At 70.0% G+C, this 15,846-nt stretch carries 15 protein-coding genes; 5 read left to right on the top strand and 10 right to left on the bottom strand.

Features of this window, described 5'->3' with window-relative positions:
• The first annotated feature begins 894 nt into the window (after positions 1 to 894).
• Complete coding sequence (locus tag ASG30_RS04150) at positions 895 to 2,355, top strand: sensor histidine kinase (RefSeq protein ID WP_055893043.1); 1,461 nt, start codon at positions 895 to 897, stop codon at positions 2,353 to 2,355.
• A 36-nt stretch (positions 2,356 to 2,391) separates the two neighbouring features.
• Here ASG30_RS04150 and ASG30_RS04145 read toward each other — a convergent pair whose 3' ends face one another.
• From ASG30_RS04145 to pcp, 7 genes are read right to left on the bottom strand one after another with little or no spacing between them, the layout of a single operon-like run.
• Entirely contained in the window at positions 2,392 to 3,006 is a 615-nt protein-coding gene (locus ASG30_RS04145) for a response regulator transcription factor (protein ID WP_082521882.1), read from the bottom strand.
• Positions 3,007 to 3,041: 35 nt separating this feature from the next.
• Entirely contained in the window at positions 3,042 to 4,331 is a 1,290-nt protein-coding gene (locus tag ASG30_RS04140) for a tryptophan--tRNA ligase (RefSeq protein WP_055893041.1), read from the bottom strand.
• Positions 4,332 to 4,337: 6 nt separating this feature from the next.
• Positions 4,338 to 5,000, bottom strand: coding sequence for a site-2 protease family protein (locus ASG30_RS04135; protein ID WP_442965659.1), 663 nt, complete (start codon positions 4,998 to 5,000; stop codon positions 4,338 to 4,340).
• A 50-nt stretch (positions 5,001 to 5,050) separates the two neighbouring features.
• A complete protein-coding gene (locus tag ASG30_RS04130) occupies positions 5,051 to 5,686 on the bottom strand; it encodes an L-threonylcarbamoyladenylate synthase (protein ID WP_055893036.1) in 636 nt (211 codons plus the stop codon).
• Between the two features lie 3 nt (positions 5,687 to 5,689).
• Positions 5,690 to 6,616: a DMT family transporter gene (locus ASG30_RS04125; protein ID WP_055893032.1), complete on the bottom strand. Its 927-nt coding sequence runs from the start codon at positions 6,614 to 6,616 to the stop codon at positions 5,690 to 5,692.
• A complete protein-coding gene (locus ASG30_RS04120; RefSeq protein ID WP_055893029.1) occupies positions 6,613 to 7,464 on the bottom strand; it encodes a 3',5'-nucleoside bisphosphate phosphatase in 852 nt (283 codons plus the stop codon). Before ASG30_RS04120 ends, ASG30_RS04125 begins: the two co-directional genes overlap by 4 nt.
• A gap of 27 nt (positions 7,465 to 7,491) precedes the next feature.
• On the bottom strand, positions 7,492 to 8,163 hold the full coding sequence (gene pcp / locus ASG30_RS04115; RefSeq protein ID WP_055893027.1) for a pyroglutamyl-peptidase I: 672 nt from the start codon (positions 8,161 to 8,163) through the stop codon (positions 7,492 to 7,494).
• Positions 8,164 to 8,191: 28 nt separating this feature from the next.
• Between pcp and ypfJ the strand changes: the two genes are divergently transcribed.
• Both ypfJ and ASG30_RS04105 read left to right on the top strand, forming a co-directional pair.
• Positions 8,192 to 9,067: a KPN_02809 family neutral zinc metallopeptidase gene (gene ypfJ / locus ASG30_RS04110; protein WP_055893024.1), complete on the top strand. Its 876-nt coding sequence runs from the start codon at positions 8,192 to 8,194 to the stop codon at positions 9,065 to 9,067.
• 135 nt (positions 9,068 to 9,202) lie between these two features.
• Positions 9,203 to 10,642, top strand: coding sequence for a DEAD/DEAH box helicase (locus ASG30_RS04105; RefSeq protein WP_055893021.1), 1,440 nt, complete (start codon positions 9,203 to 9,205; stop codon positions 10,640 to 10,642).
• A 119-nt stretch (positions 10,643 to 10,761) separates the two neighbouring features.
• On the opposite strand, the gene ASG30_RS04100 is transcribed toward ASG30_RS04105, so the two are convergent.
• Positions 10,762 to 11,595, bottom strand: coding sequence for a symmetrical bis(5'-nucleosyl)-tetraphosphatase (locus tag ASG30_RS04100; RefSeq protein ID WP_055893018.1), 834 nt, complete (start codon positions 11,593 to 11,595; stop codon positions 10,762 to 10,764).
• A 24-nt stretch (positions 11,596 to 11,619) separates the two neighbouring features.
• Between ASG30_RS04100 and ASG30_RS04095 the strand changes: the two genes are divergently transcribed.
• Positions 11,620 to 12,915, top strand: a complete 1,296-nt coding sequence (locus tag ASG30_RS04095) for a hemolysin family protein (RefSeq protein ID WP_055893016.1) — start codon at positions 11,620 to 11,622, stop codon at positions 12,913 to 12,915.
• Between the two features lie 2 nt (positions 12,916 to 12,917).
• The gene (locus ASG30_RS04090; RefSeq protein ID WP_055893013.1) at positions 12,918 to 13,694 is read left to right on the top strand and encodes a SapC family protein; all 777 of its coding nucleotides are present in this window, start codon (positions 12,918 to 12,920) and stop codon (positions 13,692 to 13,694) included.
• On the opposite strand, the gene ASG30_RS04085 is transcribed toward ASG30_RS04090, so the two are convergent.
• Positions 13,691 to 14,056, bottom strand: a complete 366-nt coding sequence (locus ASG30_RS04085; RefSeq protein ID WP_055893008.1) for a hypothetical protein — start codon at positions 14,054 to 14,056, stop codon at positions 13,691 to 13,693. The genes ASG30_RS04090 and ASG30_RS04085 overlap by 4 nt on opposite strands.
• Positions 14,057 to 14,174: 118 nt before the next feature.
• Positions 14,175 to 15,806 (bottom strand): tetratricopeptide repeat protein, encoded by a 1,632-nt coding sequence (locus ASG30_RS04080; RefSeq protein ID WP_055893005.1) that lies wholly within the window; start codon positions 15,804 to 15,806, stop codon positions 14,175 to 14,177.
• Between the last annotated feature and the right edge of the window lie 40 nt (positions 15,807 to 15,846).

Raw genomic sequence — 15,846 nt, 5'->3', positions numbered from 1 at the left:
TCTCGGGGGCCTCCTTCGCAAGTGGGTCGAACAGAATTCCACTTTGGCACTCGATGCCGTCAGATGCGAGGCCCCCCTCGTCGCACCGGCGCCGAAGACGGGAGGCGTCCATGCCATCTCACTGCGCGCTGCTGCGCACCGCTCCGTTCAGACAGTTTCCGCGAGTCAGTGGTTGATCGACGAGCTGCGCCCGCTTTGCGCGGGCTCGCAGGGCCCGCACCACTGCGCGACGCTCGGCACAGAAATCGCCCCCCGCCGGGGACCCCCTGCCGCTGGAGGCAGTGGTGGCTTGCTGGGTAGGGCCAGACTCTCGCCGCGCGCGCGCTCGCGATTCCCCGCCCCTCTCGTCATTCCCGCGAAGGCGGGAATCCAGTGCGTCCGCCTTCAGCGGACTGCCGGAAGCCCTGGATCCCCGCCTTCGCGGGGATGACGCTGGCGATGGCGATGGCGATGGCGATGGCGATGGCGATGGCGGTGGCGGTGGCGGTGGCGGTGGCGAGGGGGCAAGGCAGTGGCGAGGGGGCAAGGCAGTGGCGAGACGAGCAGCGGGGCGAAGGGGATTTCCTGCTATCACCCGCACCCTGCTCCCACGCGGCAGGCGGTGCCTGGCCCGGGCGATTTGTGGGACGAGCCGGGCTTTCCGCGGCCCGGCCGTTGCGAGCCGCAGGCGAGCTTGAAATGAACAACTGACTCGCGGCAGCTGTCTGAACGCAGCGCTGCAAAGCAGCGCGCAGTGAGTTCTGCCGCGCAGGCCGGGCCGCGGAATGCCCTGCGAGTTCGCGAGTGCAGCGAGCAAACCGGCCCACCATGAGCCCGGGCCAGGCCCCGCCTGCCGCGCGGGCGCGCTGCTCAAGATCGCCCAGCATCCGACCCCACTCCGCGACAATCACCCCCGTGAAGCCCGACACCAAGCCCCCCATCGACACCCCCGCCGAAGCCCAGTGGGTGCAGGGCGAACTGGTGCGCAACCTGATGCGCACGCAGCGCAACACGCAGCTGCTCGGCCTGATGCTGATCCCGGTGTTCCTGGGCGTGCTGTGGAGCGACGCATCGCGCACCATGCTGTGGGTGTGGGCGGTCGCCACGGCGGTGGTGGCGGCGGAGCGGGCGCGGGTGATCCGGTGCTACGGCCGCGAGGTGGCCCAGGCCGGCGCGGCGGAGCACCTGGCTTTCCTGCGCCGGCACGGCTTCATCTGGCCGCTGAGCGCCGCCTGCTGGGCCCTCACCACGGTCCTCTTCTTCGACCGCGCGCCGCTGGCCGACCAGTTCATCTGCTGGCTGATCCTGGCCGGCATGGCGATGTTCTCGATCAACAGCCTGTCCAGCCACCTGCCGACCATGCGCCGCTACCTGGACGCGCTGGCGCTGACCGCGCTGGCCGTCATGGCCTGGCGCATGGGCGTGGACCTGGGCGGGCGCGGGCCGCTCTACCACTGGTGGATGGTGCTGCTGCTGCTGACGTTCTGGCAGGTGCTGCGCCAGGCGGGCCTGCGCCTGCACGTCACGCACCGCAAGAACTTCGAGCTGCAGTACAGCAACCGGCAGCTGATCGAATCGCTGACTCGCCAGACTCAGGCCGCGCTGGACGCGGTGGAGATCAAGAACCGGTTCCTCGCGAGCGCCGCGCACGACATCCGCCAGCCGGTGCACGCGCTGGGCCTGTACGCCGACTGGCTGGGCAGCGAGCCGGAGCTGGTGCACGACATCGCGCCCAAGATCGTGGAGTCGACCAAGGCGGTCAACGCGCTGTTCGATTCGCTGTTCGACCTGGTGCGGCTGGACTCCGGGAAGATCAAGCTGAACATCGAGGAGCTGCGCCTGGACAAGCTGCTGCACGACCTGGAGCTGCAGTACCGGCCGCTGGCCGAGGCCAAGGGCCTGCAGTTCCGCGTGCATGCGGTGCCGGGCACGGTGACGTCGGACCCCATCCTGCTGCAGCGCATCGTGGGCAACCTGATCTCCAACGCGGTGAAGTACACCGAACGCGGCGGCGTGCTGGTGGCCGGGCGCGGCGGGCGCAGCGGGCCGCGCATCGAGGTGTGGGACACCGGCGTGGGTATCGCGCCGGCCTACCAGCGCGAGATCTTCCGGGAGTTCTACAAGGTGCCCAGCCACATGGGCACGGAGGACGGCTTCGGGCTGGGGCTGTACATCGTCGGCCGCCTGTCCAACATCCTGGGGCATCCGCTGGAGCTGGCCTCGCGGCCGGGGCGGGGGTCGATGTTCCGCCTGCGCGTGAACCCCACCGATCCCCTGCTGGCGCAGCGCGCGGCCTCGACGATCGACCGCATCCGCGGCGATGCGGCCAAGCTGCCGGCTGCCGTGCCCGTAGGCGAGGCGGCCTCGCTGCGCTGACGCGCTGCGCCCTGCAGCGCGGCGCGCGTCAGTCGCTCAGGAACCCAGGAGCCCGTGCGTGCGGGCGTAGTGAATGGTCTGGGTGCGGCTCTTGACGCCCAGCCGGCGGAACAGTCGCCACAGGTGCACCTTGACCGTGTGCTCGCTGATGCCCAGCTCGTCGGCGATCTCGCGGTTGGACAGGCCGCGGTCGAGCATCACGATCAGCTGCTTCTGGCGCTTGGACAGCTTGTTGTCGGTGGGCGCCAGCTCCTCGAAGCTGCCGTCGGTGGTGAGCAGCGCGCGCAGCGCGTTGCCGATCTCCTGCGCGCCGGAGGATTTCTCGATGTAGATGTCGGCGCCCGCCTCGATGCAGGCCTCCTCCGCGTCGGCGGCCGGCGAGGCCGACAGCACGGCCAGGGGCGCTTGCGGGAAGCGGTTCTTCATCTCGTGCACGCCCGAGGTGCCGGTGGTGTCGGGCAGCTTCAGGTCCAGGCAGATCAGGTCGGGGAAGCCGTGCTGCTTGACCGCAGATTCCATGCCGCCGATGCGATCGAGCTCGATCACGTGCGCGCCGGGGCGCAGCCGCCGCAGCAGCATCACCACCGCCTCGCGCATCAGCGGGTGGTCGTCGATCACGTAGAGAGTGGAGGGATTCGGGTTGGGCTTCATCGCGAACGCAAGGATACCGCCATTAGCATGCCAACTCAGCCGGCGGCCAGCTGCGCCAGCGCGGCCTGCACCTGGGCCGGGCTTACGCCCTTGGCCGGGGCCGCGGCGCCGGACGCGGCCGCAAGGCCCTCCTGCTTGAGGCGGGCCACGGCGCGGCCGGCGTCCTGGGGCGAATCGAAGCCCACGCTTTGCAGCAGCAGCGCGCCGCCGGCGTCGACGAACTTGAAGTAGTGGCGGCCGTCGGCTTCGCGGTACTGCTTGAAGGAGGGCAGCGCGGTCTTCGCCTTGGCCTTGGCGGTCGACTGCGGCTGCGCGGCCAGGTTGCGAAGGCCCACGGCGTGGCGCAGCCGGCCCAGGAAGGGCGTGGCGATGGCGCGCGCCTTGTCGGCCCCCCCCTTGAGGATGCGTTCGAGCTGCGCCGGATCGTTCACCAGTTCCTCGTAGCGCTGGCGCATGGGCGCGATCTCGCGGTCGATGCGCTCGAACAGCAGCTGCTTGGCGTCGGCCCAGGCGATGCCCTCGGCATAGGCCTTGCGCAGCGCCGCGGTCTCGGCCTCGTCGGCGAAGGCCTGGTAGACCTGGAACAGGGCCGAGCCTTCCACCGCCTTGGGCTCGCCGGGCGCGCGCGAGTCGGTGACGATGGAGAAGATCTGCTTGCGCATCTGCTCGCGCGGGCCGAACAGGGCGATGACGTTGTCGTAGCTCTTGCTCATCTTGCGGCCGTCCAGGCCGGGCAAGGTGGCCACCGTCTCGTCGACCTGCGCCTCGGGCAGGGTGAAGTGCTCGCCGTAGAGGTGGTTGAAGCTGGAGGCCATGTCACGCGCCATCTCCAGGTGCTGCACCTGGTCGCGGCCCACCGGCACCTTGTGCGCGTTGAACAGCACGATGTCGGCGGCCATCAGCACCGGGTACATGAAAAGGCCCGCGGTGACGTCGGTGTCGGGGTCCACGTTCGCCGCGGCGTTCTTGTCCACCTGCGCCTTGTAGGCATGGGCGCGGTTGAGCAGGCCCTTGCCGGTGACGCAGGTGAGGAACCAGGTCAGTTCGGGGATCTCGGGGATGTCGGACTGGCGGTAGAAGTAGACCTGCTCGGGGTCCAGGCCCGCGGCCAGCCAGCAGGCGGCGATCTCCAGCGTGGAGCGCTGGATGCGCGCCGGCTCGTCGCACTTGATCAGCGCGTGGTAGTCGGCCAGGAAGTAGAAGTTCTGGGTGCCGGGCCGGCGGCTGGCCTGCACGGTGGGCCGGATGGCGCCCACGTAGTTGCCCAGGTGGGGCGTGCCGGTGGTGGTGATGCCGGTGAGGTAGCGGACGACGGGAGCGTTCATGGAAGATCAGGAGAGCAGGGCGTTCAGCGGCGTCAGCAGCAGGCCCAGGACCGAGTAGCCCCAGGAGATCAGCGGGCGCAGCCACACCGTGCCGACCACGCCGGCGACCACCAGGCCCAGCACGATGAAGAAGCCGTAGGGCTCGATCCGGCTGAAGGTCCAGGCCGCGCGCGGGGGCAGCAGGCCGGTGACGACGCGGCCACCGTCCAGCGGCGGCAGCGGGAACAGGTTGAAGGCCCACATCACCAGATTGACCAGCACGCCGGCCTTGGCCATCTCCAGGAAGAAGCGCTCGTCCACGCCCATGGACACGAGCACCGTGAACACGATGGCCCACATCAGCGCCTGGACGAAGTTGGAGGCCGGGCCGGCCAGGGCGACCAGGATGGAATCACGGCGCGGGTGCCGCAGGTGTCCGAAGTTCACCGGCACCGGCTTGGCGTAGCCGAACAGGAAGGCGCCCGAGGTGGCGAAGTACAGCAGCAGCGGCATCGCGATGGTGCCGATGGGGTCGATGTGCTTGATCGGGTTGAGCGTCACCCGCCCCAGCATGTAGGCGGTGTTGTCCCCGAAGTGGCGCGCGACATAGCCGTGCGCGGCTTCATGGATGGTGATGGCGAACAGGACCGGCAATGCGTAGATCAGGACGGTCTGGATGGCGTTTTCCATGGGCAGGCGGGGATTGTCTCAGAGGGGCTTCGGGTGCCCGGGAGCGCCGGTCACAGGCCCAGGCGGGCCGCGTCGCCGCGCCCCACCCGGGTGACCTCGGCGTTGCCGCCGTTGCCCATGGGCGTGAGGTCCACCACCGTGGTGGGCTCCTGCGGGCAGGCGCCGGCATCGATCACGCCGGCCAGCTGCGATTGCCAGCGGCGGCGGATCTCCTGCGCGTCGTTCAGGGGTTCGGTCTCGTTCGGCGGGATCAGCGTGGTGGCCAGCAGCGGCTCCTCGTGCAGCTCCAGCAGCTGGCGCAGGACGGTGTGCTCCGGCACGCGCAGCCCGATGGTCTTGCGCTGCGGATGGCTCACCCGGCGCGGCACCTCGCGGGTGGCCTCCAGGATGAAGGTGTAGGGCCCGGGCGTCGCGAGCTTGAGCAGGCGGTACTGGCGGTTGTCGACCCGGGCGTAGTTGGACAGCTCGCTCAGGTCGCGGCACAGCAGCGTCAGGTGGTGCCGTTCGTCCACGCCGCGCAGCTGGCGCAGGCGGTCGGCGGCGGCCTTGTCGTCCAGGTGGCAGGCGAAGGCGTAGCTGGAGTCGGTGGGGACGGCCAGCACGCCGCCCTGGTCCAGCAGCGCCGCCGCCTGCTTGAGCAGGCGCACCTGCGGGTTGTCGGGGTGGAGCTCGAAGTACTGGGCCATGGCTCAGGCCTTCGCGGTCTCGGGCTGCATCGCCGGGGCGCGCGACTCGCGCACCGTCAGCCAGGCGCCGGCCGCGCCGCAGGCGGCGATCAGCGCCATGCCCAGCAGCGACCAGCCGTCCGGGACGTGGCCGAAGACCAGCCAGCCGGCGACCATGGCGAAGCCGATCTGCGAATACAGGTAGGGCGTCAGGATCGACGCCGAAGCGTTGCGGAAGGCCAGGATGAGCATGAAATGTCCCACGGTGCCCATCAGTCCCATCAGGCACAACCCGGCCCACAGCCAGGCGTTGTCCAGCGGGGTCCAGACGAAGGGCAGCGCCAGGGAGGCGAGCAGCGTGCCCACCCAGCCGGTGTACAGGTGCATCGTGACGGGGTCCTCGGTGCGGGCCAGCTTGCTGGTCAGCACCTGGAACCAGGCGTTGCTGGCAACCAACCCGAGCGGCAGCAGCATGGCCCAGCTGAAGCTCTCGCCGCCGGGGCGGATGATCACCAGCGTGCCGGCGAACCCGCCGGCCACCAGGGCCCAGCGCATCGCCGAGACCCGCTCCTTGAGCACGGTGGCCGCCAGCAGCGTGACGGCCAGCGGCGCCATCATGACGATGGCGGTGAACTCGCCCACCGGCATGTAGCGCAGGCTCAGGAAGGCCAGCAGGCTGCTGACCATCAGCAGCAGGCCGCGCAGGCACTGGAAGGGCAGGTGCCGGGTGCGCAGCACGCCCACGCCGCGCCAGGGCAGCACCACCGCGGTGGTGGCGATGGCCTGGAAGGCGTAGCGGAACCACAGCGCCATCAGCAGCGGCACGTAGGGGCTCACCCCCTTGGTGGTGGTGTCCAGCACCGAGAAGGAGGCGCAGGCGCCCAGCACCAGCGCGATGCCGGCCAGCTCGGTGCGGGGCGTGCGGGGCCGCGGCGGCGGCGGGGCGGTCACCGGATGCGGTCCGCCAGCAGTTGCCAGACGGGCGTGAGGTCGGCCGGCAGCGGGGGCAGCTTGCCCAGGTCGGTGTGGCTCTCGTCGGGGCTGTGGAAGTCGCTGCCGCGCGAGGCCGCCAGGCCGAACTCGCGCGCCGTGTCGGCGTAGCGCACGGCTTCGGCCGCCGAGTGGCTGCCCGTCACGACCTCGACGCCCTGGCCGCCGTGCGCCTTGAACTCGGTGAAGAGCGCGTACTCCTCGGTGGGCGTGAACCGGTAGCGCGCCGGGTGCGCGATCACCGCCGCGCCGCCGGTCTGCGTGATCCACTGCACCGCGTCCCGGAGGCTGGCCCAGCGGTGGGGCACGAAGCCGGGCTTGCCGTCGGTGAGGTAGCGGCGGAACACCTCGGAGGTGTCCTTGCAGATGCCGGCCTCGACCAGGTAGCGCGCGAAGTGGGTGCGCGAGATCAGCTCGGGGTTGCCGACGTACTTGAGGGCGCCCTCGTAGGCGCCGTGGATGCCCACCTGGGCCAGCTGATCGGACATCTCGATCGCCCGGGCGCCGCGGCCGCCGCGGGTGGCGGTGAGGCCTTGCAGCATGCGCGGATCCTCGGGATCGAAGCCCAGGCCCACGATGTGCACCGTCTCGCCGGCGAAGGTGACCGAGATCTCGGTGCCGGTGAGGTAGCGCATCCCGTTCTCGCGGGCGGCGGCCGCGGCCCGCTGCTGGCCGCCGATCTCGTCATGGTCGGTCAGGGCCCACAGCTCGACGCCGTTGGCGGCGGCCCGTGCCGCCAGCGCCTCCGGCGTCAGGGTGCCGTCGGAGACCACGGAGTGGCAATGGAGGTCGGCGTTGGTGATCGGCACCCGCTGATTTTAGGCGGGGGGCCGTTTTCAGTTCAGCGCACCCGCCTGTATCCGCACGTCGCGGTGGGTATGGACGGCACAGCGCAGCGCCACCTCGAGCCCGCGCGAGACCTGGTCCGGCGTCATCGAGGGATGGCCCTGCTGCGGCAGCCAGGGCACGTGGATCATCCCGCCGCGCGTGCCTTCGCACGAGGGATCGGTGGCTAGCTTGTGCATCAGGCCGTAGAAGACGTGGTTGCACACGAAGGTGCCCGCGGTCTGCGACACCTCGGCGCGCAGGCCGTCGGCCAGCATCGCGGTGAGCATGGCCTTGATCGGCAGGGTGCTGAAGTAGCCCACGGGCCCGTCTTCGATGACGCGCGTGTCGATCGGCTGCTTGCCCAGGTTGTCCGGGATGCGCGCATCGTTGACGTTGATCGCCACCCGCTCCAGCGACATGGCCGAGCGCCCGCCGGCCTGGCCGGTGGCCACCACCAGGCTGGGCCGGTGCTCGGCGATCAGCTCATCCAGCGCCTGCAGCGAATGGCCGAACTGGGTGGGCAGCTGGGCAGCGACCACCAGGTGGCCGTCGAGCTCGAGCCCGTCTAGGGCCTGGACGGCGATCCAGCTGGGGTTGATCGGCTGGCCGCCGAACGGGTCGAAACCGGTGACCAGGATGCGGCGAAGGCCGACAGGGGCCGCGACCGGGGGGCTTAGCATCTTTTTACTGTACCGCAGGGGTCGCATCATGCGCTGGGAAGGCAACCGTGAGTCGAGCAATGTCGAGGACTATCGCCAGGGTGGCGGCGGGGGCGGCGGGTTCCACCTGGGGGGCCGCAGCATCGGCATCGGCACCATCGTCATCGCGCTGGTGGGCGGCGCGATCTTCGGCATCAACCCGCTGACGATCCTCAGCATCCTCTCCGGAGGCGGCGCACCCCAGGTGCAGCAGCAGGGCACGCCGCAGCCCGTCCCCGCCAACGACCAGATGGGGCGCTTCGTCTCCACCGTGCTGGCCGACACCGAGGACGTGTGGAAGGACCTGTTCAAGCAGAGCGGCGCGCAGTACCGCGAACCCAAGCTGGTGCTGTTCCGCGGCGCCATCGGCACGGCCTGCGGCCAGGGCCAGGCGGCGATGGGCCCGTTCTACTGCCCGGCCGACGAGAAGGTCTACATCGACCTGAGCTTCTACGAGACGCTCAAGAGCCGGCTGGGCGCGCCCGGCGACTTCGCCCAGGCCTATGTCATTGCCCACGAGGTGGGCCACCACGTGCAGCACCAGCTGGGCATCACCGAGCGCGTGCACGGGCTGCGCGGGCGGGTGAGCGCGGCCGAGCAGAACTCGATGAGCGTGCGGCTGGAACTGCAGGCCGACTGCTTCGCCGGCGTGTGGGGCCACCACGCGCAGAACTCGCGCCAGATCCTGGAGCAGGGCGACGTGGAGGAGGCCATGAACGCCGCCGCCCGCATCGGCGACGACGCCCTGCAGAAGTCTTCCGGCCGGGCCGTGGTGCCGGAGAGCTTCACCCACGGGACCAGCCAGCAGCGGCAGCGGTGGTTCACGACGGGGCTGAAGACGGGGAGCGTGAAGTCTTGCGACACGTTCAGCGCGAAGGCGCTTTGAAGGCAGGGACGAGGGACGAGGGACGAGGGGCGAGGGGCGAGGGGCTGGCTTATGGCTGGGCTTTCCTGGCTGTTCCCTAGCCCCTAGCCCCTCGTCCCTCGCCCCTTCCCCGGGGGGTGAGACAATCGCGGGTTGATGACCGCCTCCTTCTCCAACCTCAACCTGGCCGAACCCCTGGCGCGCGCCGTAGCCGAAATGGGCTACGAGCAGATGACGCCGATCCAGGCCCAGGCCATCCCCGTGGTGCTGACCGGCAAGGACGTGATGGGCGCCGCCCAGACCGGCACCGGCAAGACCGCGGCCTTCTCGCTGCCGCTGCTGCAACGCCTGCTCAAGCACGAGAACGCTTCGACCTCGCCCGCGCGGCACCCGGTGCGCGCGCTGGTGCTGCTGCCCACCCGCGAGCTGGCCGACCAGGTCGCGCAGCAGGTCAAGCTGTACGCCAAGCACACCAACCTGCGCAGCACGGTGGTGTTCGGCGGCATCGACATGAAGCCGCAGACGGCTGAACTGAAGAAGGGCGTCGAGGTGCTGGTCGCCACGCCCGGCCGGCTGCTGGACCACATCGAGGCCAAGAACGCGGTGCTCAACCAGGTCGAGTACGTGGTGCTCGACGAGGCCGACCGCATGCTGGACATCGGCTTCCTGCCGGACCTGCAGCGCATCCTGTCGTACCTGCCCAAGCAGCGCACTACGCTGCTGTTCTCGGCCACCTTCTCGCCCGAGATCAAGCGGCTGGCCAACAGCTACCTGAACGACCCGGTGACCATCGAGGTCTCGCGGCCCAACGCCACGGCGTCCACCGTGGAGCAGCATTTCTACAGCGTGGTCGACGACGACAAGCGCCGTGCCGTGCGGCAGCTTGTGCGCCAGCGCGGCATCAGCCAGGCCTTCGTCTTCGTCAACAGCAAGCTCGGATGCGCGCGGCTGGCCCGCTCGCTGGAGCGCGAAGGCATGAAGGCCGTGGCGATGCATGGCGACAAGAGCCAGGACGAACGCCTGAAGGCGCTGGCGGCTTTCAAGGCCGGCGAGGTCGACCTGCTGGTGGCCACCGACGTGGCCGCCCGCGGCCTGGACATCAAGGACGTGCCTGCGGTCTTCAACTTCGACGTGCCGTTCAACCCCGAGGACTACATCCACCGCATCGGCCGCACCGGCCGCGCGGGCGCCTCGGGCCTGGCGGTGACGCTGGTGTCCAACAGCGACGCCCGGCTGGTCGCCGACCTGGAGAAGCTGCTCAAGAAGAAGATCGAGCTCGAGCCGATCGAGTTCGAGGAAGACCGCCCGCGCGGCCGCATCAACGACGGCCGCCGCACCTGGCGCGAACGCGGCGAACTGGGCGACCCGCGCGACGTGATGGAAGAGGTGCGCGACCGCGAGCGGCCGCGCCCGCCGCGCGAAGCCCGCTCCCCCTCGGCGCCGAAGGACCCGTTCTTCGACCAGCCCTACCAGGCGCCCGAGGGCGAAGTGAAGCCCGCCTGGGAAGGCGCCGCCAAGCCGGCGGTGAGCCGCGTGTCGGCGAACATCAAGACGCGGCGCAAGGTCGCGGCGCTGTTCAAGCAGCCGGCGCAGTAGGAATACCGGCACAGAACACAGAGGCACGGAGGCACAGAGGAAGGACGAGATAGGGAGTCCTTCCTGCTGAACTCTGTATTCCTCCGTGCCTCTGTGCCTCTGTGTTCTGTTTTCCCCGTTCAATCCCCCGGCACCTGCGCCTGCTCACACTGCACCTGCACCACCTCGCGTGACCCGGTCGCCGGGTCGTAGCGAAGCGCGCTCAGGCAGCCGCCCCACACGCACCCCGTGTCCAGCGCGATCACGTCGTCGCGCAGCAGCAGCCCCAGCTGCGACCAGTGCCCGAAAGCGATGGGCACGCCCGCCGTGCGCCGGCCCGGCACGTCGAACCAGGCCAGCGTACCCGGCGGCGCATCATCCAAACCGCCCGAGCCCTTCAGCCGCATCTCGCCCTCCGGCGTGCAGAAGCGCAGGCGCGTGAGCGCATTCACGATCAGCCGCAGCCGGTCGGCGCCGGCCAGCGAGTCGTCCCACTTCGCCGGCTCGTTGCCGTACATCTTCGCGAGGAACTCCACGTGCGACGCACCGCGCAGCACCGCCTCCACCTCGCCCGCGAGTTCCAGCGTCCTGGCCAGGTCCCACTGCGGCAGCACGCCGCCGTGGACCATCAGCAGGCCGTGCTCGTGCAGGGCCATGCGCTGGTGCCGCAGCCAGTGCAGCATCGCCTCGCGGTCCGGTGCGTCCAGCACCGAGTCCATGGTGTCGTTGCCATGCGGCGCATGCAGGCCGTGCGCCACCGCCAGCAGGCTCAGGTCGTGGTTGCCCAGCAGGCAGGTGGCGGCGCCGTCCAGCGCCATCAGCCGGCGCAGCACGGCCGCCGATGCCGGGCCGCGGTTGACCAGGTCCCCGAGCAGGATCGCGCGGTCGCGGCTGGGCGAGAACGCGACCTTGGCCAAGAGCCTGGCGAGCGCGTCGTCGCAGCCCTGCACATCCCCGATCAGATACAGTCCCATCGTGTCCGACTCCCCTGGTGAGCCATGGATTTTCTGCTGATCGCGCTGTTGACAGTGCTCAACGGCGTGTTCGCGATGTCCGAGATGGCCCTGGCCTCCAGCCGCAAGGCGCGGTTGATCGCGCTGGAGGAGGAAGGCGACAAGGGCGCGGCCACCGCGCTGCGCCTGCTGGAGAACCCCACGCGCTTCCTGTCCACCGTGCAGGTGGGCATCACCTCGATCAGCGTGCTCACCGGCATCGTGGGCGAGGCCGCGTTCAGCGCCAAGCTCGCGCGCTGGCTGCAGGGGTTCGGCATGCCGGATGGCCCATCGGGCATCGTGGCCACGGCCATCGTGGTGGCCATCATCACCTTCGTCAGCATCATCTTCGGCGAGCTGGTGCCCAAGCGCATCGGGCAGCTCTATCCGGAGCGGGTCTCGCGGCTGGTCTCGCCGCCGATGGACTGGGTCGCGCGCGCGGCCTCGCCCTTCGTGAAGCTGCTGTCGGCGACCACGCAGGCCGTGCTGCTGCTGCTGCGCATCGACACCACGCAGGTGCGCGGCATGACCGAGGAGGAGATCGCCCACAGCCTGGAAGAGGGCGTGGACGCCGGCGTGATCGAGGCGCAGGAGCACCAGATGGTGCGCAACGTGTTCCACCTGGACGACCGCGCGCTCGGCTCGATGATGGTGCCGCGCTCGGACATCGAATGGCTGGACGCCTCCTTCACGGTGGCCGACGCCCTGCGCCTGGCCGGCGAGGGCGGCGCGCACTCCTGGTACCCGGTGTGCCGCGGCTCGCTCGACGACGTGGTGGGCATCGTCAGCATCGCGCGCCTGCTGTCGCTGGGCCCGCAGCACGAGGGGACCGTGGATGCGCAGGCCGTGCCTGCCGCCTTCGTACCGGAGACGCTCACCGGCATGGAGCTGCTCGAGCAGTTCCGGCGCCAGTCGCACCGGGTGGTGTTCGTGGTCGACGAGTACGGCGTGGTGCAGGGCTTGGTGACGCCGCGCGACCTGCTGGAAGCCATCACCGGCGAGTTGCGGCCGCAGGGGCTGACCGAGGCGTGGGCCACGCCGCGCGACGACGGCTCCTGGCTGCTCGACGGCCTGATGCCCGTGGCCGAGCTGAAGGCGCGGCTGGACATCCGCGACCTGCCCGAGGAGGACCGCGGACGCTACAACACGGTGGCCGGGTTGCTTCTGTCCGTATCCGGGCATTTGCCGGCCGTGGGCGAACGGATAGAGTGCGGGGACTGGACTTTCGAAGTGGTGGACCTGGACGGGCGCCGCATCGACAAGGTGCTGGCGGCGCGCACGCCGCAGACGATGCAGGAGTGACCATGTCCGATACGACGTACTACGACAAGCCCGCGCTGCTCAACCGCGACAAGCACCGCAAGCTGCGGATCCGGCCCACGCCGGGCTACGCCTTCGCGCGCAGCACCAACTCGCTGTACTTGGCCGGCGTGGAGTTCAACGAGGCCTGCAAGGAATACCCGATCGTCTTCACGCGGCAGCGCAACGGCAAGGTCGCCCCGGCGGCGGTGCTCGGGCTGCGCAACAGCGAGAACCTGTACCTGGACACCGGCGACCGCTGGTCCGCCAGCTACATCCCCGCCTTCGTGCGCCGCTACCCCTTCGTGCTGGCCGACCTGCAGGGCGGCGATCAGATGGCCGTGTGCATCGACGAGGGCTTCTCCGGCCTGAACGAGGCGGAGGGCGAGGCGCTGTTCGACGACAAGGGGGCCGACACGCCCTTCCTGCAGAACGCGCTGGACTTCCTGAAGCGCTACCAGGTGGAATACCTGCGCACCGAGGCGTTCTGCCAGAAGCTGTCCGACCTGGGCGTGCTGACCGAGATGAGCGCCAAGGCGGACCTGGTCGACGGCCGCACCTTCACCGTGGGCGGGCTGATGGTGGTCGACGAGAAGAAGCTGCAGGCCCTGCCCGACGACAAGGTGATGGCGCTGTTCCGCGCCGGCGAGCTGCACCTCATCTCGATGCACCTGGTCTCGCTGACCAACCTCAAGCGGCTGGTCGATCGCACGGCGCAGCGCGCCGGCTCCGCCGTCAAGCAGGCGCAGGCCGCGCCGGTAACGCAGAAGCCGGCCGCCTAGCGCCGGGCGTTCAGCGCGAAGGCCCGCGTCGGCAGGAGCGCTGGATCGAAGATGTCCAGCGCGCCCTGGGCCGACAGCCGCTTCGTCAGCATCTCCAGGTGCTCCTCACCCAGGCGGGTGCGCTCCAGGATCCAGCTGCGGCGCAAGGGCCGGCTGCTCAACAGCGACAGGAGCCGCAGCACTTCGGCGGTGCGCATGGCCGTCGGCAGTTCGGGCCAGCGCTTGAGCCGGTAGACCAGGTCGCCGGGCTTGTCCGGCTCGGACACCACGGTCTGCGGGAACTCGGTGTCTCCAGCGGGCGGCCGCGAGCCGCCGAACGAGGAAGTCGTCCGCCTCGTCCATTCGGTGATCGTCTGCATCATGCCCACGTGTAACTACCTCATCCGTGTGTGTAACGGATTGTGGCGGGCCGAGTGGCTGTTACGTTAGGGAAGCGCGGGGCAGGGCGTTAGGTCAGTTGCGTAAGGGGCCCAGCCTGCTTCAGGAGCCGGTCGCCAGGGCGAACCAGGGCCGCGAGCGGTCGTGGGTGGCGGCGATGGCCACCCGCCGGCCTGCCACCAGCTCGATCGGCTCGTCGAAACCGAAGGTGGCGTGCTGCCAGTTCGCCAGGGCGCGGCGCTGCGAAGGGTGGTTCTCGAAGCGCACCCCCTCGGCCATGTCGATGCGGATCCACTGGATGAGGCCGTAGCAGCGGCCGGCCCGCGTCGCGGCCATCTCCAGCCGCCTGCTTTCCGCGGGAAAGGCCGAATCCCGCTGGAAGTCGAACCGGAAGGCCTCGACCGGTTCGCTCATCAACACCGGCGACAGGTCCTCTCGGTACAGCGGCCGCTTCTTCGCGTTGATGGCGTTGAAGTCGCGCAGGTCGAAGCCGAAGCTTTCCCCGGCGTGGATGGTGCGGGCGAGGTCGTCGCCGCCCACGAGCGCCACCATGATGCTGGCCGCCGCCGGCAGGACGATGCCACCGGGCCGCAGCAGGCGCTGCCGGGCGTCCTCGATCGCGGGCAGCACGTGTTCGCCCAGCAGCTCGCTGGAGAAGATCTCGTGCACCAGGATGTCGGCCTGCGCGGGCAGGTCCTCCCCGATCCGGACCGCCTGCGAGGGCTTGGCCAGCACGGTGATGCGGTCCTTCAAGCCGTTGCGCTCGATGACCTTCCTGGCGGTGCGGGCGACCAGGCCGACGGCCTCGCAGGTCACGACCTGCCGCGCGCCCAGCTTCGCCGCCATCATCGAGACCAGTCCGGACCCCGTCCCGATCTCGAAGACAAGCTTGTCCGGCGCGACCACGGCCTTGAGGCCGTCGTGGTAGGCCTGGTTGCGCTCCTGCTCGTTCATCATCGGGATGTGCCAGAGCGGGACCAGCTGGCTGAGCACCCACTCCGCGCCCAGGCGCGCCGTCAGGTTGTCGGGCTGCACCTTCAGGATGTCGCGGCACAGGTCGAGCGCCTGCTCGCCCAGCCCCTGCTCCAGCAGGCAGAGGGTCGCCTTCTTCAGGGTCTGCGCATCCGCGGGGGCCAGCGACAAGGCGGCCTGGTAGTCGGCCGCCGCCTCCTGCAGCCTGCCGGCGGCCTGGAAGGCGTCGGCGCGCGCGACGCGCAGGGGGGCGAGGTTCGGCGCCAGTTGAACCGCCCGCGTCAGGCTGGCCTGCGCCTCCTCGAATCGACCGAGCGAATGCTGGCAGTTTCCCCGGACGGTCCAGGCTTCGAGAGACGATGCGTCGAGCCCGATCGCACGGTCCGCCAGGCGCAGTGCCTCCTCGAAGTCGTTCAGCCGGAACCTGCACTCGGCGCGGCGGGCCCAGCCGCCCGCATCCTGCGGGAACTTGTCGGTGAAGATCGCGAAGAATTTCTCCGCGCCCTGGAAGTTGTCCAGCTGCCGCTCGCACAGGGCGATGTTGAACAGGATGTCCGGGTCTTCCTTGTCGGGGTTGCGGACTTCATGCAGCAGCTCCAGCGAGCGCGCGTAGCGGCCCGCCACCGCGTTCATGGTGGCGCACAGCCGCTTGAGGTCCAGGTTGCCGGGCTCCTGGGCGGACAGGGCCTCGCACTGCGCGATGGCTTCGGCGTGGCGCCCTTCGCGGAAGGTCTTCTTCAGGGCGTCGATGGCGGGCTTCATGGGCGTGTTCGGCAGGCGGCGGGACGCCGAGTATCGCCGC

It is taken from the genome of Ramlibacter sp. Leaf400, from assembly GCF_001424545.1.
In the GTDB taxonomy this organism is placed as follows: Bacteria; Pseudomonadota; Gammaproteobacteria; order Burkholderiales; family Burkholderiaceae_C; genus Ramlibacter.
The sequence above is the reverse complement of the archived record's forward strand: the minus strand, read 5'-3'. Positions and strand labels throughout refer to the sequence as shown.